Annotated in this window: 21 protein-coding genes; 7 read left to right on the top strand and 14 right to left on the bottom strand. The window is 66.9% G+C overall.

The genetic code is table 11. The features are described from left to right. Positions 1-170: 170 nt before the first annotated feature. On the top strand, positions 171-437 hold the full coding sequence (locus tag AUCHE_RS01300) for a F0F1 ATP synthase subunit epsilon (RefSeq protein WP_006501448.1): 267 nt from the start codon (positions 171-173) through the stop codon (positions 435-437). Between the two features lie 2 nt (positions 438-439). Next, on the top strand, positions 440-895 hold the full coding sequence (locus AUCHE_RS01295; RefSeq protein WP_006501447.1) for a DUF2550 family protein: 456 nt from the start codon (positions 440-442) through the stop codon (positions 893-895). 33 nt (positions 896-928) lie between these two features. On the opposite strand, the gene AUCHE_RS01290 is transcribed toward AUCHE_RS01295, so the two are convergent. Beyond that, positions 929-1,603, bottom strand: coding sequence for a cob(I)yrinic acid a,c-diamide adenosyltransferase (locus AUCHE_RS01290; protein ID WP_006501446.1), 675 nt, complete (start codon positions 1,601-1,603; stop codon positions 929-931). A gap of 185 nt (positions 1,604-1,788) precedes the next feature. Between AUCHE_RS01290 and AUCHE_RS01285 the strand changes: the two genes are divergently transcribed. Then, positions 1,789-3,837, top strand: coding sequence for a protein meaA (locus AUCHE_RS01285; protein WP_040321121.1), 2,049 nt, complete (start codon positions 1,789-1,791; stop codon positions 3,835-3,837). A 63-nt stretch (positions 3,838-3,900) separates the two neighbouring features. Here the strand turns inward: AUCHE_RS01285 and AUCHE_RS01280 are convergent, their stop codons facing one another. The 4 genes from AUCHE_RS01280 to nucS form a co-directional block, all read right to left on the bottom strand. Beyond that, on the bottom strand, positions 3,901-4,806 hold the full coding sequence (locus AUCHE_RS01280; RefSeq protein ID WP_006501444.1) for a glycosyltransferase family 2 protein: 906 nt from the start codon (positions 4,804-4,806) through the stop codon (positions 3,901-3,903). Positions 4,807-4,847: 41 nt separating this feature from the next. Then, a complete protein-coding gene (locus AUCHE_RS01275) occupies positions 4,848-5,801 on the bottom strand; it encodes a glycosyltransferase family 2 protein (RefSeq protein ID WP_006501443.1) in 954 nt (317 codons plus the stop codon). A gap of 143 nt (positions 5,802-5,944) precedes the next feature. Then, the gene (locus AUCHE_RS01270; protein WP_006501442.1) at positions 5,945-7,501 is read right to left on the bottom strand and encodes a gamma-glutamyltransferase; all 1,557 of its coding nucleotides are present in this window, start codon (positions 7,499-7,501) and stop codon (positions 5,945-5,947) included. Positions 7,502-7,556: 55 nt separating this feature from the next. Continuing rightward, positions 7,557-8,261: an endonuclease NucS gene (nucS, locus tag AUCHE_RS01265; protein ID WP_006501441.1), complete on the bottom strand. Its 705-nt coding sequence runs from the start codon at positions 8,259-8,261 to the stop codon at positions 7,557-7,559. Between the two features lie 196 nt (positions 8,262-8,457). On the opposite strand from nucS, the gene AUCHE_RS01260 reads away from it, so the two are divergent. Genes AUCHE_RS01260 through AUCHE_RS01250 form a run of 3 tightly spaced genes read left to right on the top strand, consistent with a single transcriptional unit; the run spans position 8,458 to position 11,396 of the window. Continuing rightward, the gene (locus tag AUCHE_RS01260; RefSeq protein WP_006501440.1) at positions 8,458-10,242 is read left to right on the top strand and encodes a 3-hydroxyacyl-CoA dehydrogenase family protein; all 1,785 of its coding nucleotides are present in this window, start codon (positions 8,458-8,460) and stop codon (positions 10,240-10,242) included. Positions 10,243-10,293: 51 nt separating this feature from the next. Continuing rightward, positions 10,294-10,593 carry a hypothetical protein gene (locus tag AUCHE_RS01255; RefSeq protein WP_006501439.1) on the top strand — a complete coding sequence of 100 codons (300 nt, stop codon included), beginning with the start codon at positions 10,294-10,296 and terminating at the stop codon, positions 10,591-10,593. Then, positions 10,590-11,396 carry an alpha/beta hydrolase gene (locus AUCHE_RS01250; protein WP_006501438.1) on the top strand — a complete coding sequence of 269 codons (807 nt, stop codon included), beginning with the start codon at positions 10,590-10,592 and terminating at the stop codon, positions 11,394-11,396. The genes AUCHE_RS01255 and AUCHE_RS01250 overlap by 4 nt, the downstream gene beginning before the upstream one ends. 30 nt (positions 11,397-11,426) lie before the next feature. Here AUCHE_RS01250 and ccrA read toward each other — a convergent pair whose 3' ends face one another. Both ccrA and mce read right to left on the bottom strand, forming a co-directional pair. Next, entirely contained in the window at positions 11,427-12,773 is a 1,347-nt protein-coding gene (ccrA, locus tag AUCHE_RS01245) for a crotonyl-CoA carboxylase/reductase (RefSeq protein WP_006501437.1), read from the bottom strand. A 177-nt stretch (positions 12,774-12,950) separates the two neighbouring features. Next, a complete protein-coding gene (gene mce, locus AUCHE_RS01240) occupies positions 12,951-13,388 on the bottom strand; it encodes a methylmalonyl-CoA epimerase (protein WP_006501436.1) in 438 nt (145 codons plus the stop codon). Between the two features lie 313 nt (positions 13,389-13,701). Between mce and AUCHE_RS01235 the strand changes: the two genes are divergently transcribed. Then, the gene (locus AUCHE_RS01235) at positions 13,702-14,202 is read left to right on the top strand and encodes an arginine repressor (RefSeq protein WP_006501435.1); all 501 of its coding nucleotides are present in this window, start codon (positions 13,702-13,704) and stop codon (positions 14,200-14,202) included. 75 nt (positions 14,203-14,277) lie between these two features. Here the strand turns inward: AUCHE_RS01235 and arcD are convergent, their stop codons facing one another. The 7 genes from arcD to AUCHE_RS01200 form a co-directional block, all read right to left on the bottom strand. Further along, positions 14,278-15,777, bottom strand: a complete 1,500-nt coding sequence (gene arcD / locus AUCHE_RS01230; protein ID WP_006501434.1) for an arginine-ornithine antiporter — start codon at positions 15,775-15,777, stop codon at positions 14,278-14,280. A gap of 299 nt (positions 15,778-16,076) precedes the next feature. Further along, a complete protein-coding gene (locus AUCHE_RS01225) occupies positions 16,077-17,423 on the bottom strand; it encodes an MFS transporter (protein ID WP_006501433.1) in 1,347 nt (448 codons plus the stop codon). Between the two features lie 24 nt (positions 17,424-17,447). Continuing rightward, positions 17,448-18,515, bottom strand: a complete 1,068-nt coding sequence (locus AUCHE_RS01220) for a DMT family transporter (protein ID WP_245706843.1) — start codon at positions 18,513-18,515, stop codon at positions 17,448-17,450. A 117-nt stretch (positions 18,516-18,632) separates the two neighbouring features. Further along, positions 18,633-19,760: a hypothetical protein gene (locus tag AUCHE_RS01215; protein WP_006501431.1), complete on the bottom strand. Its 1,128-nt coding sequence runs from the start codon at positions 19,758-19,760 to the stop codon at positions 18,633-18,635. 195 nt (positions 19,761-19,955) lie between these two features. Beyond that, complete coding sequence (gene arcC, locus AUCHE_RS01210) at positions 19,956-20,918, bottom strand: carbamate kinase (RefSeq protein WP_006501430.1); 963 nt, start codon at positions 20,916-20,918, stop codon at positions 19,956-19,958. A 9-nt stretch (positions 20,919-20,927) separates the two neighbouring features. Then, positions 20,928-21,929 (bottom strand): ornithine carbamoyltransferase, encoded by a 1,002-nt coding sequence (argF, locus tag AUCHE_RS01205; RefSeq protein WP_006501429.1) that lies wholly within the window; start codon positions 21,927-21,929, stop codon positions 20,928-20,930. Between the two features lie 3 nt (positions 21,930-21,932). Further along, the gene (locus tag AUCHE_RS01200; RefSeq protein ID WP_006501428.1) at positions 21,933-23,165 is read right to left on the bottom strand and encodes an arginine deiminase; all 1,233 of its coding nucleotides are present in this window, start codon (positions 23,163-23,165) and stop codon (positions 21,933-21,935) included. Positions 23,166-23,652: the final 487 nt, after the last annotated feature.

Raw genomic sequence — 23,652 nt, 5'->3', positions numbered from 1 at the left:
GTCCTTCCCCGGGGCCACGACGACGGAGACACGGCTTTCTGCGGGAGCCGGTCGGCGGCGGCTCGGCGCAGACTGCGCCCGTCGGCGACGGAAGGCGGGGTGGTGCGGAACTTTCCGGTCGGTCGGCTCGGTTAGACTGCCCGTACCCATCGCTGAAGTGGAGGAACTCCGTGGCAACTTTGCACGTAGAGCTGGTCGCGGCCGACCGCAAGGTCTGGGAGGGCGAGGCCCATTCGGTGAGTGCTCGGGGGATCGAGGGCGAATTGGGCATCCTGCCGGGGCACGCGCCCTTGATGACGGTGCTCGCGGACGGTGACGTCCGGGTCAAGGGGGTCGAGGGCCCCCAGCATGTTCATATCGACAGCGGTTTCCTGTCGGTGGACGAAAATATCGTGCGCATCGTCGCCGAGACGGTCAGCGAACCGATCCAGGGCTGATCGTGGTGGATGCACTGGTCGCGGCGGAGATCGTGGTCGGTGTCTGTCTGGGGGCGGTCATCCTCCTCCTGCTCTTCGTCGCGGTGCGTCGGTCCCTGCTCGCTCGAGGTGGGGACCTTCTGCTGTGTGGACTGCGCACCGACCCTCAGGCCCGCTGGAAGGCGGGCCTTTTACGTTTTGACGGGCTCTCCCTGGCCTGGCTTCCGTTGCTGGGTGTCTCACTGCGTTCGGAACACTGCTGGCAGCGGGTCGGCCTGGACATCGGTGGTTTCGAGGAGCTTCCGCCCGGCGACGGTCTGGACGTGAACTCGGTGCGTACCGTGTTGTGCGGGCAGCCGCTGTCTGCGTCGGGGGAGAGCACGGAGACGGTCGAACTGTCCATGGGGCGGGACACCTATACGGCTTTGCGTTCCTGGGTGGAGGCGTCACCGCCGAAGCATCGTCCCGTGGAGTGGTGACGACGCCTCGGCGCTTCCGGAGAGGCTGCCCGGTCAGTCTTCGGTCGGGGCGGACGGGCCCGCCGTCGGGGTCTTCCGGCCGGTCTCCTTGGGGTTCGATGCGCGACCTCCGCCCGGCTGCCACAGGATGTCGCCGCCGGCGTCGAGATTCGCCACCCGGGCCAGGACGAAGAGCAGGTCGGAGAGCCGGTTCAGGTATCGGCAGGTCTCGGGGTTGACTCCGCCGGGGGTCATGCTCTCTTCGTCGGCCGGGTCCTGCCCGTATTTCTGGACGGCCCGCCAGGCCGAGCGTTCGGCGCGTCGGGTGACGGTGCACGCCAGGTGGAGATAGGCCGAGCCGGGGCTGCCGCCGGGCAGGATGAAACTGCGGAGCTTCTCCAGCATGTCGTTGTAGCGGTCGCAGTCGGACTCCAGTTCACCGGTCCAGGCCGGGTCGACCCGCAACGGCGGGTAGGCGTACGTCCGGGCGAGCGGGTTGCACAGGTCGGCGCCGACGTCGAAGAGGTCGTTCTGGATGCGCGTCAAGGTGGCGGTGACATCTGCTCTCAACCCGCCGCAGGCGATGGCGACGCCGATCGCGGCATTGGCTTCGTTGACATCGGCGTAGGCCTCGAGGCGTTCGTCGGTTTTCGAGGTGCGGGAGAAATCGCCCAGGGCGGTCGTACCGTCGTCCCCGGTGCGGGTGTAGACACGGGTGATGTTGACCATGCGGTGATCCTTTCACGGGGCGGGTCTCCGGGGGCGGGCGCGGCACACGTCGGGGTGGACGGCTGCCGAGGTGGCGGGACGCAGGTGCCAGGACGGGACGTCCGTTCGGCGCAGGCCCTGGCTGTGAGGACGCTCACCTAGGCCCTAAGGCCCGAAACGGCTGTCACGGTCGCTACTTTCGCCCCATGGAGATGCGAAGCAGGCCCTGGGTGATGCGTACCTACGCGGGTCACTCCAGCGCCGCCGCCAGTAACGAGCTCTACCGGCGTAATCTCGCCAAGGGACAGACCGGTCTCTCGGTCGCCTTCGACCTGCCCACCCAGACCGGCTACGACCCCGACCACGAGCTGTCCCGGGGGGAGGTCGGCAAGGTGGGGGTGCCGATCAGTCATCTCGGTGACATGCGGGCGCTCTTCGCCGGGATCCCCCTGGCCGAGATGAACACCTCCATGACGATCAATGCCACCGCGATGTGGCTGCTCGCCCTGTACGAGGTGGTCGCCGAGGAACAGGCCGTGGCCGACGGAGCAGCCGACGGCGACCCCTCCTCGACCGTGGCGAAGCTGGCCGGGACGACGCAGAACGACATCATCAAGGAATATCTCTCCCGCGGCACCCACGCCTTCCCGCCCGGCCCGAGCCTGCGACTCACCGTCGACACCATCGCCTACACGGTCGCCCGGATGCCCAGATGGAATCCGGTGAACATCTGCAGCTACCACCTGCAGGAGGCCGGGGCCACCCCCGTCCAGGAGGTCGCCTTCGCGATGGCCACCGCCATCCAGGTGCTGGACGCGGTGCGTGACTCCGGGCAGGTCCCCGAGGAACGCTTCGGCGACGTCGTCGCCCGGATCAGTTTCTTCGTGAACGCCGGGGTGCGTTTCATCGAGGAGATGTGCAAGATGCGGGCCTTCGTACGGATGTGGGACGAGCTCGCCCGGGAACGGTACGGCGTGACCGACCCCAGGCAGCGTCGTTTCCGTTACGGGGTGCAGGTCAACAGCCTGGGCCTGACCGAGAGCCAGCCGGAGAACAATGTCCAACGGATCGTCCTGGAGATGTTGGCGGTCACCTTGTCCAAGGATGCTCGCGCCCGCGCCGTGCAACTTCCGGCCTGGAACGAGGCGCTGGGGCTGCCCCGGCCCTGGGACCAGCAGTGGAGCCTGCGTTTGCAGCAGGTCCTCGCTTATGAGTCCGACCTGCTCGAATACGACGACATCTTCACCGGGTCACCGGTCGTCGAGGCCAAGGTCGAGCAGATCGTGGCCGGCGCGAAGGAGGAACTGGCGCGAATCGAGCAGATGGGCGGAGCCGTCGCCGCCGTCGAGAACGGATACATGAAACAAGAACTGGTCGCCAGCCACGCGGCCCGCAGACAGCGGATCGAAGCCGGTGAGGACATCGTGGTCGGGGTCAACAAGTTCACCACCACCGAGCCCAGCCCGCTCACCGCCGACCTGGACACCGCCATCCAGACCGTCGACCCGAAGGTCGAGTCCGCCGCGGTCGACGCGGTCCGGGCCTGGCGTCGGGAACGCGACCGGGACGAGACGCGGCTGGCCCGCAAGGACGCCGCGCTGGACCGGTTGCGTGTCGAAGCAGCGCAGGAATCGACCAACCTGATGGACGCCTCGGTGGAATGCGCCCGCGCCGGGGTCACCACCGGGGAATGGGCGGCGGCCCTGCGCGAGGTCTTCGGTGAGTACCGGGCCCCGACCGGGGTCACCGGGTCGGTGGGTGTGGGGGAGGCCCCGGAGGGTTCGGCGCTGGCGAAGGTCCGTGAACAGGTGGTCCGGACCGCCGACGACCTCGGTATGACCTTGCGTTTCCTGGTGGGCAAACCGGGTCTGGACGGGCATTCCAACGGGGCCGAACAGGTCGCTGTCCGGGCCCGCGACTGCGGCTTCGAAGTGGTCTACCAGGGGATCAGACTGACTCCGGACCAGATCGTCGCGGCAGCGGTGGCCGAGGACGTCCACGCCGTGGGGGTGTCGATCCTGTCGGGCTCCCACATGGAGTTGATTCCCCAGATCCTGCGGGGACTCCAGGAATCGGGTGCGGCCGATGTGCCCTTGATCGTCGGGGGGATCATCCCCGACAGTGACGCACGACGTCTGCTCGACGCCGGGGTCGCCGCGGTGTTCACCCCGCGCCATCACGATCTGACCGAGTCGATGGGGCAGATCGTCGCCGCTATCCGGCGTTCCCACGGGTTGGTCCCGCTGGAGGGATGAGGAGGTGCTGAGCCGGAGCGATCGCCGCCAACGGGCGGAACCGTCGGCCGGTCGGTGCGGACTTCATCCGCGCAGTGCGGAGACCCTCCGGCGTCCGGCCCGCAGGAACATCCGCCCGGCGTGGGCCGCCATGGCCGGGTCGAGGCCGCTCACGCCCAGACCCCGGGTGACTTCGAACAGCTCGGCGAAGGCCCCCTGGTCGGCGAAGATCTTCATCAGGTAGTGGCGGGAGGCCCGGACGTTCTCGTCCGGCATCGAGGGATATTCGCGGCACAGCTGCCGGTAGATCTGTCGATGTCCGGCCACCACCGAGTCCTTGCGGGTGGTGATCCGGTGGGGGTCGCCCGCGCCGTGCCAGTAGTGCACCAGCACCTCCGGGACCACGCAGACGCCGGTGACCTGACTGACCCGACTCACGAATTCCCAGTCCTGGCAGGCGGGGAGGGACAGGTCGACGCCGCCGACCTGCTCGGCCACGGCCCGGGAGACCATCATCGTGGAGAAGGTTCCCACCAACGGTTCGGCGATCAGCTCGGGCCGGTGCAACCCCTCGGCCCGCACCTGGCGTGGCGGGAGGAAACTGCCGTCGTTCAGTTCGATGTCGTACCAGGTGTAGCAGAAGCCGTACTCGGGTCCTTGTTCGTCCAGCCGCTGCAACTGTTTCTCGAGTTTCTCCGGCAGCCACAGGTCGTCACTGTCGAGAAAGGCCAGCCAGGTGCCGCGGGCCTGGTCCATCCCGGTCTGGCGGGCGGCATTCCCGCCCCGGTTGGTCTCATGGGTGAACAGGCGGATGCGTTCGTCACCGAGTCCGTGCACGACCTCGTCGGTACCGTCCCGGCTGCCGTCGTCGACGACGACGACCTCCAGGTCGGTGACGGTCTGGGCCAGGGCGCTCTCCACGGCCCGGCGGATGCTCCCGGCACGTCGATAGGTCGGGACGATCACCGAGACCGAGGGGGAGGATGTCATGGGGGCCTCACATCAGGGGAGCGGGTGCGGGGGCGCGGGGATCAGGTTTCGCGGAGGCGGCGGTTCTGTGCGCGGACCAGCAGCGGGGCGGTCAGCGGGAGTCGTGACAGGCGGGTCTTGCGGCGCAGACCGCGGTTACTGGGCAGCAGTTCCGAGGCCACGGCGAAGGCTTCGGCCGCGGCTCGGCTGTCGCCCCGGGCCAGGGCCTGTTCGCCCCGCCGGATGTGGACGATCGCGGGACCCAACCGGATCCGCTTCTCCACCACGGCCCGTTCCTCGGCGCTGAGCGTCACCTCCGAGGAATCCAGGAGCTTGTGCATCACGGTCTGTTCGTGTTCGCCCAGCTGGTCGATGTCCGCGGACAGGGACGATCCGGTGCGGCGGTACAGGGCGGAGGGTTCCATCTGGAAGACGATCCGCCATCCGCGGAAGACCGCCCGCAGCCAGAAGTCGTAGTCCTCGACGGTGCGAAGCTCGCTGTCGAAACCGCCGATCTCCTCCGCCAGCGCGCGGGGGAAGACCGAGAAGATCGAGATGGCAGGCCCTTCCAACAGGCGCATCCGTTGTTCTTCGGGGGGTACCGCCTGGTGGATCACCCGGCGGTGGGGGGCGATGCCCTCCGAGGTGAGGAAGTAGGCATTGGTGGTGACGATCTGACGGCCGCCCCCGGCGGCCCGCCAGGCGGCCAGGGCCTTCTCCAGGTGGTGGGGCATCCAGATGTCGTCGGCGTCGAGGAGTGCGACGAGTTCGCCGTCGGCATGACGTAGCGCGGTGTTGCGGGCTGCCCCGCATCCGCTGTTCGGTTGGACGACCAGGCGGACGCGTTCGCCGTAGGCTCGGGCGATGTCCTCGGTGGCATCGGTACAGCCGTCGCTGCACACGACGATCTGGGTCTTCGGATAGGTCTGGGTGAGTACGCTGCTGATCGCTGCGCCGAGGGTCTTCTCGGCCTGGTAAGCGGGGATGACCACGCTGATGAGCGGGCTGGTTGGCATCGGACCTCCGAAGCGGCTCGCATGCGGCCAGGACACCGCAATGCTATCGACGGGAATTTGCAAACTTCGCCAATCGCCTTCCGGAAGAATGCAACCCGGAAAGTTCGCTGATCAGGGTGTTGCGGGTCTGTCTCATATCTCCGTCAGAATTCCGTGCCCGGCGTCACCACGGCGGCCGACACCCGACGCGGATCGGCCGCCGCCGAGAGCCTCCCCTCGCCGTCGCACAGTGCGGCACCCACCCCGCCGAAGTACATCGTCAACGGCTCGTGGGGGACCACCGGCAGCGAGATCCCGGCCACCGCCTCGGCCAGCGGCTCCGAGCGTTCATAACGGACGCACAGGCCGCCGTCCTGCAGGTCGACGTGCAGGCGGGGCTGGTCGACCGCAGCCTGCAGGGCGAGCTCGTCCAGGCAGAGCCCGCCCAACACCTGGAAGAGCGCCGTCGTGATGCGATCCGCCCCCGGCGAACCGATCGCCACCATCGCGCCGTCGTCGCGTCGCGCCGTCGCCGGGGCCATGTTCGAGGCCAACCTGGCGCCCGGCGGGAGGGCGTGCAGCCCCCGACGGTTCAGTTCCGGCTCGCCCAACCCGTTGTTCAACGCCAGGCCGGTGCCCGGCACGGTGACCCCGGACCCGTAACCCGCCGATGCGGTCACCGCGCAGGCCAATCCGTTCGAATCCACCGTCGAGACATGGATGGTGTCCTGCGAGGAGGCCACCGCGGCCAATCCGTCCGGTCCGAGTTCGTCCACCACCCGGACGAGTTCACGCCCGGCATCCTCCAGGTCGTCGGAGACGTCGATCAGTCGATGACGGTAGGACAACACCAGACGTTGGATCTCGATCACATCGCCGGCATCGGTCACCCCCTGCTGCGCCCGGCGGCTCTGCAACAGCCGCAGCATCGCCGTCAGTACCGGGCCGCCGATCGACGGCGGCGGATTCACCGCCACATCCCAACGGCCCAGCCGGGAGCGCAGAGCAGGACGGGTCACCGTGCGATAGGCGGACAGATCCCGCATCGACACCAGTCCGCCCCGGGCCGCCATGTCCTCGGCGAGAGCATGACCGAGCTCGCCGGTGTACAGGTCCTCGGCGCCATGACGTCCGACCCTTTCCAAGGTGGCCGCCAGGTCGGGGTCGCGCAGGAGGGCACCGGTGGTCGGCGGGCCACCGGTCTGCCCCAGGAAGGCCGCCGTGCCTTCGTCGCGGGCGAAGAGCTCCGCGGTGGCATAGCCGAGGTAGTACGCCGAGGTCGCTCCCAGCCGGTATCCGCGGCGGAGGACGTCCACGGTCGGTGCCAGCAGCTCCGCCCAGGGCAGCACACCCCACCGTGTGGAGGCCTCGTCCAGCGCGGCGAACATCCCCGGGGTGGCCACCGATCCAGGGCCGCCGAAGACGGTGAGACCGCCGGCGTAGTCCATGGTGGCGGCCCAGGTCCCGGTGCCGAGATGTTCCGGGGGGCAGCCGCGTCCGGGCATCTCGCAGTTCCCGTCCAGGACGACGGGTGAGGCACCCGGCTCCCAGACGTTCACGAAGGCGCCACCCATCGGGCTCATGATCCCCGGTTCGGTGCAGGACGCCGCCACGACGGCGGCGACGGCCGCGTCCACCGCATTGCCTCCCGCGCGGGCCACCTCCTCGGCGGCCTCGGCGGCACCCGTACCGGGCGCGGCCACGGCGATACGCACAGTCATGGGTTCAGCCTGACACGCCAGGTCCTCGACGACCCGCCGTGTCAGCTCCCGCCGTTCAGAAAAGTCGCGACTCGCGGTCGTCGGTGCCCTTCAAGGCGTCGTAGTCGAGGGTGAGGCAGCGGATCCCGCGGTCCTCGGCGAGGGTCCTGGCCTGCGGCCGGATCTCCTGGGCGGCGAAGACCCCGATCACCGGGCCGGCGGCGACCAGGTGCGGGTCACGGTTCATCAACTCCAGGTACCGGGTCAACTGTTCGACCCCGTCGATCTCCCCGCGACGTTTGATCTCCACCGCGACGCTGCGTCCCTGGGCGTCCTTCGCCAGGATGTCCACCGGTCCGATCGCCGTCATGTACTCCCGGCGCACCAGCCGGTAACCCACGCCCAGGGTCGTGATGTGTTGGGCCAGCAGGGCCTGCAGGTGGGCCTCGACCCCGTCCTTCACCAGCCCGGGGTCCACGCCCAGCTCGTGCGCGGAATCGTGCAGCACCTCGTAGAGCCTGATCCGCAGGCTGTCCCCGGACTTGGCGTGGCGCACCACCCAGACCGCGCAGACGCCCAGTTCCGCCTCCGTCGGTTCCGGGGCGATCTCGGCCATCGCGCAGGGCGGGGACATCCAGTTCAAGGGTTTGTACGAACCGCCGTCGCTGTGGACCAGGACGGAACCGTCCGCTTTTACCAGCAACAAACGGGTCGCCAACGGGAGATGGGCCGACAGGCGGCCCATGTAGTCGACACTGCATTTCGCGATCACCAGACGCACGCGCCTCACCATCTCACAACCAGCCCGTCACGGCCGAGCCGGACGGCAGGGTGCAGAGGACGCCCGGCCGGTGCGCGAGCTGCCCGGGACAGTGGTGGACCGGCGTGTGGCCCCACCGGACGCCACCCCCGAGGTGTGACCGTGATCGCTTTCCGCACAAGCCTTTTCATCCGAAATGTCCTGACACACTCGCGCTATGACGCGACAGATCAACACGATCGGAGTGATCGGCCTGGGCACCATGGGCGCCGGCATCGCCGAAGTCTTCGCCCGCCACGGCCTGACCGTCCACGCCGTCGAGATCGACGACGACGCCGCCCACGACGGACACCGTCGCCTCGCCGACTCCACCTCCCGCGCCGTCGCCGGAGACAAGATGACCGCCGGAGAACGCGAACAGATCCTCGACCGAATCACCGTCGGCACCGACCCCGCCGCCGTCGCCGACTGCGACCTCGTCATCGAAGCCGTCACCGAGGACATCGAACGCAAACGCATCGTCTTCGCCCAGCTCGACGCCGTCGTCCGCGAAGACACCATCCTGGCGACCAATACCTCCGCACTGTCCGTCACCGACATCGCCGTCTCCACCGCGCACCCCAACCGGGTCGTCGGCATGCACTTCTTCAACCCCGCACCCGTCCAAGGCCTCGTCGAGGTGGTCGGCACCGTGGCCACCGACGAGACGATCCTCGACGAGGCCAAAACACTCGTCGAAAGGATCGGCAAGGAACCCGTGGTCGTCGGGGACCGCGCCGGATTCATCGCCAACGCCCTCCTGCTGGGCTATCTCAACCACGCCATGTCGATGTACGAGAACCGTTACGCCTCCCGGGAGGACATCGACGCCGCGATGCAACTGGGCTGCGGCTACCCCATGGGTCCGCTCGCGCTCGCCGACCTGATCGGGCTCGACGTCTGCTACGCCGTGCTCGACACCATGTACCGGCAAGGACGCGACCGACTGCACGCCCCCGCGCCCCTGCTGAAGCAGATGGTCGCCGCCGGCCGGCTCGGCCGGAAGAGCGGACGAGGTTTCTACACCTACCAGCGGGCAGGGTCGGGCACCGTGGTCCCCGACCGGGAGACCCCCGGCACCATCCCCCCGGACGGCACACCCGAGCCCCGCCCGATCAGGACGGTCGGCGTGGTGGGCAACGGGACCATGGCGACCGGCATCGTCGAAGTCTTCGCCAAGGCCGGCTACCCGGTCGTCCTCGTCGCCCGGACCCAGGAGAAAGCCGACCGCGCCGTGGCCGGACTGGCGAAGAGCCTCGACCGGGCGGTGACCCGAGGCCGACTCGGTCAGCAGGACCGGGACGCCGCGCTGGCCAGGGTGACCGGGACCGACCGCCTCGAGGAACTCGCCCAGGTCGACATCGTGGTCGAAGCCGTCGTCGAGGACCTCCAGGTCAAGCAGGAGATCTTCCGTCGACTCGACAGGATCTGTCGTCCCGGATGCGTCCTGGCCACCACCACCAGCTCGTTGCCGGTCATCCAGGTCGCCGTGGCGACCAGTCGGCCCGGGGACGTCGTCGGCATGCACTTCTTCAACCCCGCCCAGGTGATGAAACTCGTCGAGGTCGTCTCCACGGTCACCACCGCCGACGACATCCGACAGACCGTCCACGAACTGTGCGGACGTCTCGGCAAACATGCCGTCCACTGCGGGGACCGTGCCGGGTTCATCGTCAACGCCCTCCTCTTCCCGTATCTCAACGACGCCGTGAAACTGCTGGAGGCGCACTACGCCAGCGCGGACGACATCGACCGGGCCATGATCGCCGGCTGCGGGCTGCCCATGGGGCCCTTCGAGCTGCTCGACGTCGTCGGCCTGGACGTCTCCTATGCCATCCAACGTGAGTTGTACCTGGAGTTCCGGGAGCGAGGCTTCGCCCCGGCGCCCTTGCTGGAACATCTGACCAAGGGCGGCTACCTGGGACGGAAGACCGGCCGAGGGTTCCGCATCCACGCCGCCTGACCGAAGGCGGGTGCCGGACCGGGCCGCTCCCCGCCTTGCGATGATGGACCTATGCCCCGGGCCAACCGCCGCCGACGCGATGAACGCGAACTCGACCTCGGGCGCGCCCTGGGCGGGTTGGAGAGACGGGAGAATCATCCCGACGGAGACTGGTTCGTCCGACGGGTCGCCGGCCGGGATCCCGGCCGCCGTTATCTGTGTCCCGGATGTCAGCAGACCCTGGCCGGGGACATCGCCCATGTCGTCGTCTGGCCGGCCGACGGACTCGGCGGCCTGGACGACCGCCGTCACTGGCACAGCCGCTGCTGGCAGAATCGCAGCCGACGCCCACCGAGAGGTTCCTGGAGATGACATCGACGCCCCCGCCCACGGATCCCACCACGGGTTCGTTGCGCGCCATCACCCCGCGGGAGATCCGCGCGAACAGTGTCCTGCCGGCACAGCGGGAGGACATCGAACTGCACACCGCGGACGGGCTGACCCTGGTCGGTGAGCTGGCCACCCCGATCGGGAAGACCCCGGTCGCCACCTTGATCACCTTGCACCCGCTGCCCACCCACGGCGGTTTCATGGACAGCCACGTCTACCGCAAGGCCGCCTACCGGTTACCGGCCCTGGCCGACGTCGCCGTCCTGCGGTTCAACACCCGGGGGACCTCCTCCGCACGGGGAACCTCCGAGGGGGAGTTCGACTATGCCCAGAGCGAGAAGTACGATGTCGCCGCGGCCATCGAGTTCGCCGAATTCCACGACCTGCCCCACCGGTGGCTCGTCGGCTGGAGCTTCGGGACCGACCTGGCCCTGATGCACGGGCACGACCCGTCGATCGAGGGAGCGATCCTGCTGTCCCCGCCCCTGCGGTACAGCCACGAGTCCGACCTGCAGGAGTGGGCCGACTTCGGGAGACCCGTGGTCGCGCTCGTCCCGGAACACGACGACTACCTGCAGCCGGCCGAGGCCGTGGAACGTTTCAGCACCATCCCGCAGGCCAAGGTGATCCCGGTCGAGGGCGGCAAACACCTGTGGGTGGGGGAGACCTTCGTCCGCCGCGCGCTGCAGGAGATCGTGGACGTCGTGGCCCCCGGACACGGCCAACTGCCGACGGCCTGGCTGGGACCGATGGACATGGCGGAAAACTCCGACTCCGACGGCTGACCGGCCCTCCCGGCCCGACGACGCTGGCGGTTACCGGCTCCGGAAACGGTTGATCCCGGCGAGATGCCGTTCCCTTTTCTCGGGATCGGTCACGCCGAGACCCTCCTCGGGCGCCAGGCAGAGCACCCCGACCTTGCCCTGGTGGGTGTTGCGGTGCACATCCAGGGCGGCCTGCCCGACCTCGGTCAGGGGGTAAGTCCGACTCAACGTCGGATGGATCAGCCCACGGCGGATGAGACTGTTGGCCTCCCAGGCCTCGCGGTAGTTCGCGAAATGGCTGGAGACGATGCGTTTGAGGTTCATCCACAGATAGCGGTTGTCGTACTCGTGCAGATAGCCGGAGGTGGAGGCGCAGGTCACGATGGTCCCGCCCTTGCGGGTCACGTAGACCGAGGCGCCGAAGGTCTCCCGTCCGGGATGTTCGAAGACGATGTCGACGTCGTGGCCGTGGGTGAGCTCCCGGATGTCGGCGCCCAACCGCTTCCATTCCTTCGGATTCTGTCTCGTCCCGCTCTCGTCCCAGAAGGCATACCCCTGGGCGCGACGGTCGATGACCAGGTCGGCGCCCATCGCCCTGCAGAGCTCGGCCTTGTCGGGGGAGGAGACCACACAGACCGGCGTGGCACCCCCGGCGACGGCCAACTGGGTGGCATAGCTGCCCAGCCCGCCGCTGGCCCCCCAGATCAGCACCCGATCGCCCAGTTTCATCCCGGCACCGTTCCGGGAGATCAGCTGCCGGTAGGCGGTGGAATTGACCAGCCCGGGACTGGCCGACTCCTCCCAGGTCAGATGCTCGGGTTTGGGCATCAACTGGTTGGCCTTGACGATGGCCAGCTCGGCCAGGCCACCGAAGTTCGTCTCGAAACCCCAGATGCGCTGTTCGGGGTCGAGCATCGTGTCGTCGTGGCCGTCGTGATGTTCCAGCTCCACCGAGAGACAGTGCGCCACACATTCCTGCCCGGGCTTCCACAGATGGACCCCGGGACCGGTGGCCAGGACCACGCCGGCCAGATCGGACCCGACGATGTGATAGGGCAGGTCGTGCCGCCGCGCGCTCGGGGAGAGCCGTCCGTAACGCTCCAGGAAACCGAAGGTCGGCAGCGGTTCGAAGATGCTCGACCAGACGGTGTTGTAGTTGATGGCGCTCGCCATGACCGCGACCAGGGCTTCGCCGGGCGCCAGTTCGGGCAGGGGCACCTCGTCGATGTGCAGGCTCCGGCGGGGGTCCTTCTCCCGGCTGGGGACGTCGGCGAACATGCCCGCCTCGTCCTTGTGCACCGTCACGGCTCGGAAACTCTCCGGAGACATGGACGCATAGGTGCCTTGTTCGCGGTCGCCGGACAGGATGGCGGCGCGGATCTCCTGGGTGGTCGTCACGGGAACTCCTCGGGTCGGTGGGGCTCTCCTCACCGGTCAGGATTCCCGAGGCAGGCGGTCCCTGAGGCCGCGGTCACCGGTGAGCTTCGTCACGAGTCGCCCTTTTCGGACACGGCGAGGCCGGGGGTCGATGTCGCTGTCGACCCCCGGCCCGGACCGCTGCGGGACCTACGGGCGTCAGTGCCCCTGACCGGGTTCCACCAGTTCGACCAGGACACCACCGGCGTCCTTGGGGTGGATGAAGTTGATACGGCTGCCGGCGGTGCCCCGCTTCGGCTCGGCGTACAGCAGGCGCAGGCCGCGCTCGCGCAGGGTCGCGCAGACCGCGTCGATGTCCTCGACCCGGTAGGCCATCTGCTGGATGCCGACGCCGTTCTTGTCGATGAACTTCGCGATCGTGGAGTTCTCGTTCAGGGGCGCGAGCAGCTGGATGCAGGAGGTGGAGTCCCCGACGGCCATCATGGACTCGGCGACGCCCTGCTCCTCGTTGACCTCACGGTGGGCCATCGTCATGCCGTACTTCTCCTCGTAGAAGCGGATCGCTTCGTCGAGGTCGCGTACGGCGATGCCGACGTGGTCGATGTGGGTGAACAGTCCTGCCATGGTGTCGGTCATGGGGCCAGCCTAGGCCGAAGCCGAGCAGGCTCGGGAGGGACGAAGGCCCTTGTCGGCATGTCGGATACGCCGGGGTCGGATCGGGTTCGGAGTGTCCGCGGTGCGGTGCCCTCGCTCCAGATGCCCTCACCGGTAGCCTCGTGACGGCGACCTGAACGGCTGTTCCCCTACCGGGCGAACCCCGATTACCGGGTGGTGAGACAATGATCGTGCCCGCTCGCAAGGACTCGGCCGGGGAACGGGGCGTCCGGCCGGGGCGGAGCGGCAGGCCCTGGGCCTGGCAGTGGCGGCCCCTGGTGCGTAGGAGTGGAAGATGCTCGCCAACACCAAGAGTGCACGTCACCAGCTGATCGCCGACATCCTGGCGCGATACTGCGTGCACTCCCAGTCCGAACTCCTCCAACGGCTCGCCGAGCACGGCGTCGTGGTCACCCAGGCCACCCTGTCCCGAGACCTGGTGGCCTTGCGCGCGGTGAAGGTGCGCAAGGGGCGCAAACTCGTGTACGCCCTGCCCGGCCTGGGTGGGGACACCACGCCGCGTCCTGCACCGGACGAACGCACCCTCGACCATCGTCTGCGGCATGTCTGCGAAGAATTCATCGTCTCGGCCGTGCCGGTGAAGAATTTCGTGGTGGTGCGGACCCCGCCGGGCGCGGCGGACTACGTGGCCTCGGTGCTCGACCAGAACGGCGGATTGGGTGCGCTGGGCACGATCGCCGGGGACGACACGACCCTGCTGGTCTTCCGCGATGACACAGCTGCTGCTGAGGTCAGCGAACTCCTTCTGGACAACTCCGGTCGTCCCCGGAGCTGAAGGCGTCCTGGGACCGGACGACGATGCGGCGGGCCCGTGGTGCCGGGCCCGCCGCATCGTCCGTAGTCGTCGGTGTCACAGGGTGATGGCGCCATTCGCCAGGGAGACCGCTCCGGCGACCGCAGCGATGGCGATGGCGATGAAGAGCACGATCTCCCCGCCGGTGAAGGGCTTCTCCCCGGCTGCCCGGCGGGAGGGGATGTAGACGGCCGCGCCGATCACGTAGAAGAGGGCCGACAGCAGGAGGTATTTCGGCCCGGCGGCGTAGAGCAGCCAGACCGCGTAGATCGTGGAGATCCCGCCGATGACCATCGCCTTGACCCGGGCGGACTGTTCCTGTTCGTAGGTCTCTCCACTCATGGCCAGTTTCAGCTGATAGGCGGTGGACAACAGGTAGGGGATGAGGATCAGCGAGGAGGCCAGCAGGATCAGGGCGTCGTAGGCGTCCTTGTTGGTGGTCGACCAGATGAGGAAGATCTGTTCGCACACGGCGGTGATCAACAGGGCCCCGGCCGGCGCGCCCTTGGGGTTCAGTTTGCCGAGGACCTGCGGCATCACCTTGTCCTGGGCGGGCAGTGCGAGGATCTCCGCGCACAGCAGGGTCCAGCTCAACAGGGCGCCGAGCAGGGAGATCGCCAGGCCGAGGGCGATCAGGGTGCCGCCCCAGGGGCCGACGACGGAGACGAGCAGTTGTCCCAGCGCCGGGTCCTTGACCCCGGCCAGCTGTGCTTGGGCCATCAGGCCGTAGGAGATGACGTTGACCAGGACGAGCAGGGCGAGGACGCCCAGGAAACCGATGACCGTGGCCTTGCCGACGTCAGAGCGTTTACTGGCCCGGGCGGAGAAGACGCTGGCTCCCTCGATGCCGATGAAGACCCAGACGGTCACCAGCATCATGCCTTTGACCTGCTCCAGGGCCGATCCCAGCGGTGCGATCTCGTTGTCGGGGCCGGAGGGGACGCTGGTGTTGGTCCCCCAGATGTCGGCGGTGAAGATCCCGGACTTGAAGGCGACCGCACCGATCACGATGAACATCAGCAGAGGGACGACCTTGGCGATCGTCACGACGGTGTTGACGAAGGCCGCTTCCTGGACGCCGCGGATGCACAGCCAGGTGGTCGCCCACAGGACGACGGAGGCACCGATGACCGCGGGGACCTTGTTCTCCCCGCCGAAGAGCGGGATGAGTTCGCCCAGCGCGGTGAACAGGAAGACCAGGTAGCCGACATTGCCCAGCCAGGCGCTGATCCAGTAACCCCAGGCCGAGTTGAAGCCGATGTATGAACCGAAACCTGCTCTGGCGTAACCGTAGACGCCCCCGTCGACATCGGGCTTTCTGCTGGCCAGGTTCTGGAAGACGAAGGCGAGCGTCAGCATGCCGACGCCGGTGATCGTCCAGCCGATGAGCAGAGGGATCGGAGAAGCGCTCTGCGCCATTTGACGGGGCATCGCGAAAATGCCGCCGCCGATCATGGAACCGACGACGAGCGCGATGAGCGCGCCGAGTCTCAGGCGGTTGTCGGTTCCGGTGGGCAGGCTGTCCGAGACAGTCGATTGAGGCGTGCTGCTGGTCATGGGAGTCGCCGTTCTCGATAACTAAGGTGACGAGAGGGGGGAACCGTCATCGCCGACTTCGGATGTGCGATGACGTTCAGGTGCTCGTCGCTCACCTGAATTTGTGGACGATGGTGCGAGGGTCAGAACTATATGTCTGCTTTCAGCTTGGCGGGTCGGTGATGTCCCGGAGCTCCACCACGCCGAAGGATTTCCTCGCACAGATGATCTCGCGATAACACCCTGTTTTCTCGGAAATCCACCGGAGTCACCGGACCTGTGCCCGGTGCGGTGTCCCCGCTTTCCCTCACCGGAGCTGCTCAACGGTCCGGGAGGGTGTCGAAGGCGGTCTCCCGGCTGGCTGCCATCGCGCCCAGCGCGAGGACAGCCACACCCGTGAGATACCAGGCTGGGGCGGACGGTGACCCGGTCACCTGGATCAGCCACGTCGCGATCATGGGGGCTGTCCCCCCGAAAAGCGCGTTCGCGGTGTTGAAGCTGAGCCCGAAACCGGTATACCGAACCGGAGTCGGGAAGATCTCCGCGAGGAAGGTCGGCAAGGTTCCGTCGTTGACGGTGAGCATGACGCAGAAGACGACCTGGATCAGCACTATGCCCACCGTGCCGGCCCGGGGAAGCAACGAGAAGAGCGGCACCGTCAAGACGATGAAGAGCACCGAGGCCACGATGAGTAGTCGTCGCCGCCCGAACCGGTCCGAGAGCACACCCATCGCGAAGATCGCAGCGATGTAGACGGTCAGCGAGATCGTCGAGGCGAGGAAAGCCTCCGTACGGCTCACGCCCAGCTCGGTGGCCAGATACGTCGGCATATAACTGAGCACCAGGTAGAAGGCGACCGCATTCAGGCAGGACACCCCGAACGCAATGGCCACCGCAGGTCGGTGCTCCGAGAGGACCTCCCGCACCGGTCCCCTGGACGTCGGCTTCGGGGACTCCGGGGAGACCTGGTCGGTCAACGCCCGGAAATGCGGGGAGTCCTCCAGGTGGATCCGGATGTACCGGCCCACCAACCCCAACGGTCCGGCGATCAGGAAAGGGATCCGCCAGCCCCAGGAGTGCAGGTCCTCGATCGGCATCACCAGGTGGAGGACCGTGACCGTCAACGCTCCACAGAGCAACCCGGTCGCGGTGCTGGCCGGGACGATCGAGGTCAGCAGGCCGCGACGTCCTGGCGGGGCGTACTCGGCGAGGAAGGCCGATGCCCCGGCGTACTCACCGGAGGCGGAGAAGCCCTGGATCATGCGCAGCAGGAGGAGCAGCAACGGGGCGGAGGCGCCCAGTGTGGCCTGTGAGGGCAGCAGCCCGATGCAGAAGGTCGCCCCGGACATCAACAGGATCGACCAGGACAGGGCGAGGCGTCGTCCCCACCGGTCGCCCAGGACTCCCCAGACGATGCCTCCGACGGGGCGCAGGACGAAGGACATCGCGAAGACGGCATAGGTCTGCAGCAGAGCCACCGTCGGATTCGAATCAGTGAAGAAGGTGGCTGCGATGACGGTGGCGAGATAACCGTAGGAGGCGTAGTCGAACCATTCGACGAAGTTGCCGATGAAGCTGGCGGTGGCGACCTGACGTACGGCGGACGGGTCGGGGGAGTCGTCCGCCGGAGAAGAGGCGACGGTGTCCACGTGCGACAGCGGGATCATGGGATGCTCCACTTCATCGGGCTGTCACGCGGCGGTTCCTTCGCTCACCTCCTCGGGTCTGGCTCCGGTGGCGCGTCCGGTGAAGATCTGCAGGGCAGGTCCCATCCCGCCGATGATGATGAGCAGCCCGCCTGCCGCGCCGATCACGGTCAACGACTCGCCCCAGGCGAGGGCGCCCAGGAGCAGGGCGACCACACATTCCCAGTAGGAGACGCAGGACAGCTCCACGGCCATCAGGTGTTTGCCTGCGACCACCAGGAAGCCGATGGCGAAGAAGCCGCAGAACAGGAAGAGGGCCCCTGCCCAGGCCCAGTGTTGGAGGTCCATCACCTGCAGGGGGTTCGTCGAGTCGAGTCGAGCCATCCGGAAGGCCATGACACCCAGGGCTCCCAGGGCTCCGAAGAGGAAGTTCCATAGGGCTCGGACCTCGGATTCGATGTCGCCGCGGTACCGGTAGAAGAAGAGGGCCAGGCCGTAGAAGAAGCCTGATCCCAGCCCGAACATGTCTCCGGTGGTCTTGTGGGGGAAGGCCGGGTCGGCGCCCAGTTGGAGGCCGAAGACAAGTCCTGTTCCCGAGGTCCAGTTGATGATGCCGATGGTCATGAGCATGCCCACGAAGACCAACATCAGGAAGAGCGACTGCTTGAGGGTGATGCGTTCCTTCAGGAAGATCCGGGCCAGCAGGGCGGAGAAGAGCGGCCCCGTGTAGATCAGGAAGACTGCATTGGCGATCGAGGTCATCAGGGTGGCGCTGACGTACAGGCCCAGGGAGACCCCGATGGAGATCCCGCCGGCGACGACGGTGAAGGAGAGCTTTGTGGAACGCAGCGCGGGCATCTTCTTGACCACGACGAGGATCAGGAGCATGCCCAGCGCCCCGGTGGTCATCCGGCCGAAGGCCAGGAAGTCCCCGATGATGTATTTCGTGCCGGTGACGGGGTCGGCCGGGGTGGAGAGTCGACCGAGAGTGCCGACGAATCCCATTCCGGTTGCGGAGAGGATCATGGCCGACAGGCCGAGTCTCTTGTTCATGACGGAGGCGTCTGCGGGGGTGCCGGTGGGCACGGGGTCGGACGCTACGGGTGTGGACATGGTGGGTCCTTCGTTGGCGCGTTACCGGGTGGCCGCGGCGTGATCGGAGGCCACCCGCGGCCCAATGTGGTGCCGCGCCGGGTTGCGGCGGCGCGGCACCACCCACCGATCGGTGGATCAGACGAGCGTCGGGTCCTCGACCTGGTTGGGGAAGTAGTCCTCACAGCCGCCTTCGCGGTAGACATCCGCGGTGGCGCAGTGCAGGGCACCGCCGAAGGGGTAGGCGTCGCGGAAGGGCACGGGGATGACGTTCATGCCCAGTTTGTCCATCTGCTCCATCTGGTGCACCTCGGAGGCTTCGCAGATGACGGTCTTGTGGTCCAGCACGAGACAGTTCATCGACAGCCAGACGGAGGAGTAGCACAGCGGCGGCGGTTCGGTGTGGGCCGGTTGTGCGGCGTCGACGATCTCCCAGTCGTTGGCTTCGAAGATCTTGCGCTGTTCCTCGGGCAGACGACGGTGTGGGTTGTTGATGATCAGGCCCGGCCGCAGCGGCACGAAGGTGGCGTCGATGTGGATCGGGTACGGGTCACCGGGGAAGTTCACCGCGTGGATGCGCAGGTCGGGGTAGTAGCGCTTGAACCATTCCATTGCGGTGCGGTTCGTGGTGAGGCCGTGTTGGATGAACATGTCCTTGCCCAGACGCAGGACGTCCGCGGCATCCCACATGGGTTCTTCCTCGGTGGTGACGAAGTCCTTGTTGGCGGTGCGGATCAGTCTCTCCTCCAACTCGATCCGCTCGTCGTAGTAGTTGTGCTTGTAGGACTTGTCCGTCAACCGCGGACGGGGGGCCTGGGTCCACTTGAACTCCGGGTCCTCCCGGAAGTACTGGTTCATCAGCGGCCAGAAGGCGAGATATTCGAAGTAGCGGCAGCGGAAGGAGTTGGCCGAGGCCATGATCTCGTTGCCGACGGTGAGCAGGATGTCGCGCGGCGGCATGCAGGTCATCATCGCGTCGGTGCGGAAGTCGGGGGTGATGACCGGTTGATTCCACTGCAACGGGGTGGGCCGGTCGACCTTGACGCCGCGCTCCTGGAGCACCTTGGCCAGGTAGTCGAGTTGTGCGTTGGCCTTTTCCACGGTTTCCAGGGGGCGAGGGCCCCACATGCCGCGCATCTCGGAGTCGATCGGCACCTTCTCGGAGGTGGCAGGTTCTTCCGGCGGGATGACGCTGTGGTCGGCCACACCCACGATGATGTGCTTGAGCGGGTCGAAATCGTTCCACGAATTGACGATCTTCGTCATGTCGTTCTCCTTGAGGGAGGGGCGCGTCGGGCGTCCCGAACTGTGTCCTGCATTTTCACGTCGTCGTCGGTTTCCGGCGGCGATGCGCCGCCCGACGGAGGGCTGCCGTCGGGCATAGGGGAGCCAGTCTCCGGGGTGGCGCACACCCCGGAGACTGGGGCGAGATTTTCGGGGAGGGGTTGGGCGTGGTGTCCCTCAGCCGGTGATCGGACGGCGGCGCGGTCCGAGGTCGTCGACCGAACCGTAGGCGCCACCGGGGGTGATGATGGTCCCGGCGGTGCCGTCGAGCATTCCGGCGGCGTCCTCCAGGCTGCCGATGGCTGCCATGTCGCCGGTGAGTTCGACGAACTGGCATGCCGCTTCGATCTTCGGGCCCATAGAGCCGGCCGGGGCGCCGAGGTCACGCAGGGCCTTGGGCGTGGCGCGGCGGATGGGTTCGGCGTCGTCGGTGCCGAAGTTCCGGATGACGTGGGGCACGTCGGTGAGGATGAGCAGGGCGTCCGCCTCGAGGTGTTCGGCGAGGACTGCTGCGCTGAGGTCCTTGTCGATGACGGCCTCGATGCCGCGCAGCTTGCCTTCCTCGTTACGGATCACCGGGATGCCGCCGCCACCGCTGCACACGACGAGTACGCCGCTGTTCAGTAGTTGACGGATGATCCGGGTCTCGACCACCCGTTGGGGGGTGGGCGAGGGGACGACCCTGCGCCAGTAGTCGCCGTCCGGTTTGACGACCCAGCCCATCTCCTCGGCCTTGGCCTTGGCGGTGGTTTCGTCGTAGACCTCGCCGACGAATTTGGTGGGGTCCTCGAAGGCGGGGTCGTCGGCGAGGACGAGGGTCTGGTTGACCATGGCGGCGACCTGGCATCCGGGCAGGTGGTTCTGCAGGGACTGCAGGATCCAGTAGCCGATCATGCCTTGGGTCTCGGCGCCCAGGGTGTCGAGCGGGTACGGCTGGGACAGCCGCGGGTCCTGGGCGGACTCCAGGGCGAGCACGCCGACCTGGGGTCCGTTTCCGTGGGTGATGACGAGTTCGTGTTCCTGGGCGAGGGGCACGAGGGAGGCGATGGCCCGTTCGGCATTGGCGATCTGGGTTGCCGCGTCCGGTTTCTGGCCCCGCTGCAGGAGGGCGTTGCCGCCCAGCGCTACGACGATTCGCATGGTGGTTGATCAGTCTCCCAGGGTGGCGACCATGACGGCCTTGATGGTGTGCATGCGGTTCTCGGCCTGGTCGAAGACGATCGAGGCCTCGGATTCGAAGACCTCGTCGGTGACTTCGAGGGATTCCATGCCGGTGGCCTGGTAGATCTCTTCGCCGACGGTGGTGTTGCGGTCGTGGAAGGCCGGCAGACAGTGCATGAACTTGACGTGGGGGTTCCCGGTGGCGGCCATGGACGTGGCGTTGACCTGGTAGTCCTTGAGCAGTTCGATGCGTTCGTTCCAGACCTCCTTCGGTTCTCCCATGGACACCCAGACGTCGGTGTAGAGGAAGTCGCAGTCGGCGACCCCGGCTTCGACGTCGTCGGTGACGGTGATGCGGGCTCCGGTCTTCTCCGCGATCTCCTTGGCCTTGGCGATGATCTCGGGGGCGTTCTGCAGTTTCTCGGGGGCGACCATGCGGACGTCCATGCCGGCCATGGCGCCGGAGATCAGCAGGGAGTTGCCGACATTGTTCCGGGCGTCGCCGAGGTAGGCGAAGGTGATCTGGGAGATCGGCTTGTCGCAGTGTTCGATCATGGTGAGCTGGTCGGCGAGCATCTGGGTGGGATGCCATTCGTCGGTGAGTCCGTTCCAGACGGGGACACCGGCGAATTCGCCGAGGATCTCAACGAGTTCCTGTGATGAGCCGCGGTATTCGATGCCGTCGTACATCCGCCCGAGGACTCGCGCGGTGTCTTTCATCGACTCCTTGTGCCCGATCTGGGATCCGCTGGGGTCCAGGTAGGTCACGCCGGCGCCCTGGTCGTAGGCGGCGACCTCGAAGGCGCACCGGGTGCGGGTGGAGGTCTTCTCGAAGATCAGGGCGACATTCTTGCCCTTCAGTCGAGGACGCTCGGTGCCGCTGTATTTGGCCCGTTTGAGGTCTGCGGACAGGGTGAGCAGATGACGCCACTCCGCGGGGGTGAAGTCGATCTCCTTGAGGAAATTGCGGTGTCGAAGGTTGAACGCCATGGCTCAGATGTCCTCTCGTTCGATGGGGCAGCTCATGCAGCGCGGGCCGCCACGGCCGCGCCCCAGTTCGGATCCGGCGATGGTATGTACCTCGATGCCGTTCTCCTCCAGGAACTGGTTGGATGTGACATTACGTTCGTAGGCGACGACGACGCCGGGTCGTACGGCCAGCACATTGCATCCGTCGTCCCACTGTTCGCGTTCGGCGGCACCCAGGCTCTGCGGTGCGGTCAGGGTGCGGATGGTGTCGACGCCCAGTGCTGCGGCGATCGCGTCGTGCATCTGTTCGGGGGCGTGGCGGGTGACTTTGAGGTCGTCGTCGCCGTCGCCGGGCTCGAGGGTGAACGAGGGCAGCATGCCCAGTCCGGCGAACTTGGTGAAGCTGTGGTCGTCGACCATCGACATGACGGTGTCCAGGTGCATGGTGGCGCGGCTGGACGGCAGCTGGATGCCGATGACCTTGTCGGCGGCCTTCTTCGCGAAGAGTTGTCCGGCGAGGCGTTCGATGCCTTGTGGTGAGGTTCGTTCGCTGATGCCGATCATGACGGCGCCGTGTCCCAGGACGTGGACGTCGCCGCCTTCCATGGTGGCGTGTCCGACGCCGAGTCCGCCGCCCCATCGTTCGAAGGGGGCGCAGACCGACAGGGTCGGGTGGTAGCGGTAGATGGTGTCGTAGTTCATCGACTCGCGGATGCGCGCTCCCCAGCGCATCGAGTTGACGGCGACGCCGCCGTACACCCAGCAGGAGGTGTCGCGGGTGAACAGGTGGTTGGGCAGCGGGGCGAGGATGAAACGGTCGGTGTCCATGGTGGAGAACACCAGGGAGTTGGTGACATCGGCGCCGTGTTCGAGGGCTTCGTCCTTGGTGAGTCCGCCGATGAGGAAGGAGGCGAGTTCGTCGGCGGTGATCGAGGTCAGCAGGCGGGTCAGGGGTTCGATCGCTGCGGGTCCGAAGACTTCGATGTCGAGGAGTTGTTTGAGCAGGTGATCCCGGGCCTGGGGGATCTCGAGGGTCTCGGCGAGCAGCTCGTGCAGGTAGAGCACTTCGACGTCGAGTTTGCGGAGGGTCTCGGCGAACTGGTCGTGCTCTTCTTGGGCTTTCTCGACCCAGGGGATCTCGTCGAAGAGCAGCTCGTCCTTGTTGCCCGGGGTGAGACGGGCGAGCTCCTGGCCGGGGCGGTGAAGAATGACTCTCTTCAACTGCCCGACTTCGGAACCTACGTAGGCCTTGGGCATGGACCTTTTCCTTTCCTGAACCGCGTCGTCGGGACGGCCCGTGGTCGTCCGTGGGTGCTGTGACCTTAGACAGGCCGGGGAAGGGGGGAACAGGGGTTTGGTGCATGAAAGGCGGCGGGAATGAATAGAAAAACAGTCTTCCGGCCGCATTGCGTGGTCGCGAAGGCGAATATATGCACTCCTGTGTCATGTTCACGCATGTGATTTAGGACACAGGAAAGTCGTTGTCGGGGAAGAAAAGACACGTCTGTGGAAATCCCTGAAATTTGTCCGTCAAAGGGTAGGATTAGGGCTTTTGTGAACCCTTGGTCATCGGTGTTTAGTGACCGGCAAGTCGGATATTTCGCCTGGATGCTTCGTGCGCTCCGTTCTCCTATTCCCCGCCCCCGTCCGATCGACAAATTCACTGGAGATGAATTCTCTCGGAAACGAATTCGCTCCGAATCCGATATCCCGGTCCGGGAATCGCAGCAGAAGGTGCACAGCC

Origin of the sequence: Austwickia chelonae NBRC 105200 (assembly GCF_000298175.1) — a bacterium.
GTDB lineage: Bacteria > Actinomycetota > Actinomycetes > Actinomycetales > Dermatophilaceae > Austwickia > Austwickia chelonae.
Note: the sequence above shows the minus strand (reverse complement) of the source record. Positions and strands in the feature narration are given on the sequence as shown.

Bases quoted from the DNA above. Each gene is read 5' to 3' on its own strand.
- AUCHE_RS01290 (WP_006501446.1), bottom strand. From the start codon at position 1,603: ATGGTCAACATCACCCGTGTCTACACCCGCACCGGGGACGACGGTACG.
- AUCHE_RS01285 (WP_040321121.1), top strand. From the start codon at position 1,789: ATGGAGATGCGAAGCAGGCCCTGGGTGATGCGTACCTACGCGGGTCAC.
- AUCHE_RS01280 (WP_006501444.1), bottom strand. From the start codon at position 4,806: ATGACATCCTCCCCCTCGGTCTCGGTGATCGTCCCGACCTATCGACGT.
- AUCHE_RS01275 (WP_006501443.1), bottom strand. From the start codon at position 5,801: ATGCCAACCAGCCCGCTCATCAGCGTGGTCATCCCCGCTTACCAGGCC.
- AUCHE_RS01270 (WP_006501442.1), bottom strand. From the start codon at position 7,501: ATGACTGTGCGTATCGCCGTGGCCGCGCCCGGTACGGGTGCCGCCGAG.
- AUCHE_RS01260 (WP_006501440.1), top strand. From the start codon at position 8,458: ATGACGCGACAGATCAACACGATCGGAGTGATCGGCCTGGGCACCATG.
- AUCHE_RS01255 (WP_006501439.1), top strand. From the start codon at position 10,294: ATGCCCCGGGCCAACCGCCGCCGACGCGATGAACGCGAACTCGACCTC.
- AUCHE_RS01250 (WP_006501438.1), top strand. From the start codon at position 10,590: ATGACATCGACGCCCCCGCCCACGGATCCCACCACGGGTTCGTTGCGC.
- mce (WP_006501436.1), bottom strand. From the start codon at position 13,388: ATGACCGACACCATGGCAGGACTGTTCACCCACATCGACCACGTCGGC.
- AUCHE_RS01235 (WP_006501435.1), top strand. From the start codon at position 13,702: ATGCTCGCCAACACCAAGAGTGCACGTCACCAGCTGATCGCCGACATC.
- arcD (WP_006501434.1), bottom strand. From the start codon at position 15,777: ATGACCAGCAGCACGCCTCAATCGACTGTCTCGGACAGCCTGCCCACC.
- AUCHE_RS01225 (WP_006501433.1), bottom strand. From the start codon at position 17,423: ATGATCCCGCTGTCGCACGTGGACACCGTCGCCTCTTCTCCGGCGGAC.
- AUCHE_RS01220 (WP_245706843.1), bottom strand. From the start codon at position 18,515: ATGTCCACACCCGTAGCGTCCGACCCCGTGCCCACCGGCACCCCCGCA.
- AUCHE_RS01215 (WP_006501431.1), bottom strand. From the start codon at position 19,760: ATGACGAAGATCGTCAATTCGTGGAACGATTTCGACCCGCTCAAGCAC.
- arcC (WP_006501430.1), bottom strand. From the start codon at position 20,918: ATGCGAATCGTCGTAGCGCTGGGCGGCAACGCCCTCCTGCAGCGGGGC.
- argF (WP_006501429.1), bottom strand. From the start codon at position 21,929: ATGGCGTTCAACCTTCGACACCGCAATTTCCTCAAGGAGATCGACTTC.
- AUCHE_RS01200 (WP_006501428.1), bottom strand. From the start codon at position 23,165: ATGCCCAAGGCCTACGTAGGTTCCGAAGTCGGGCAGTTGAAGAGAGTC.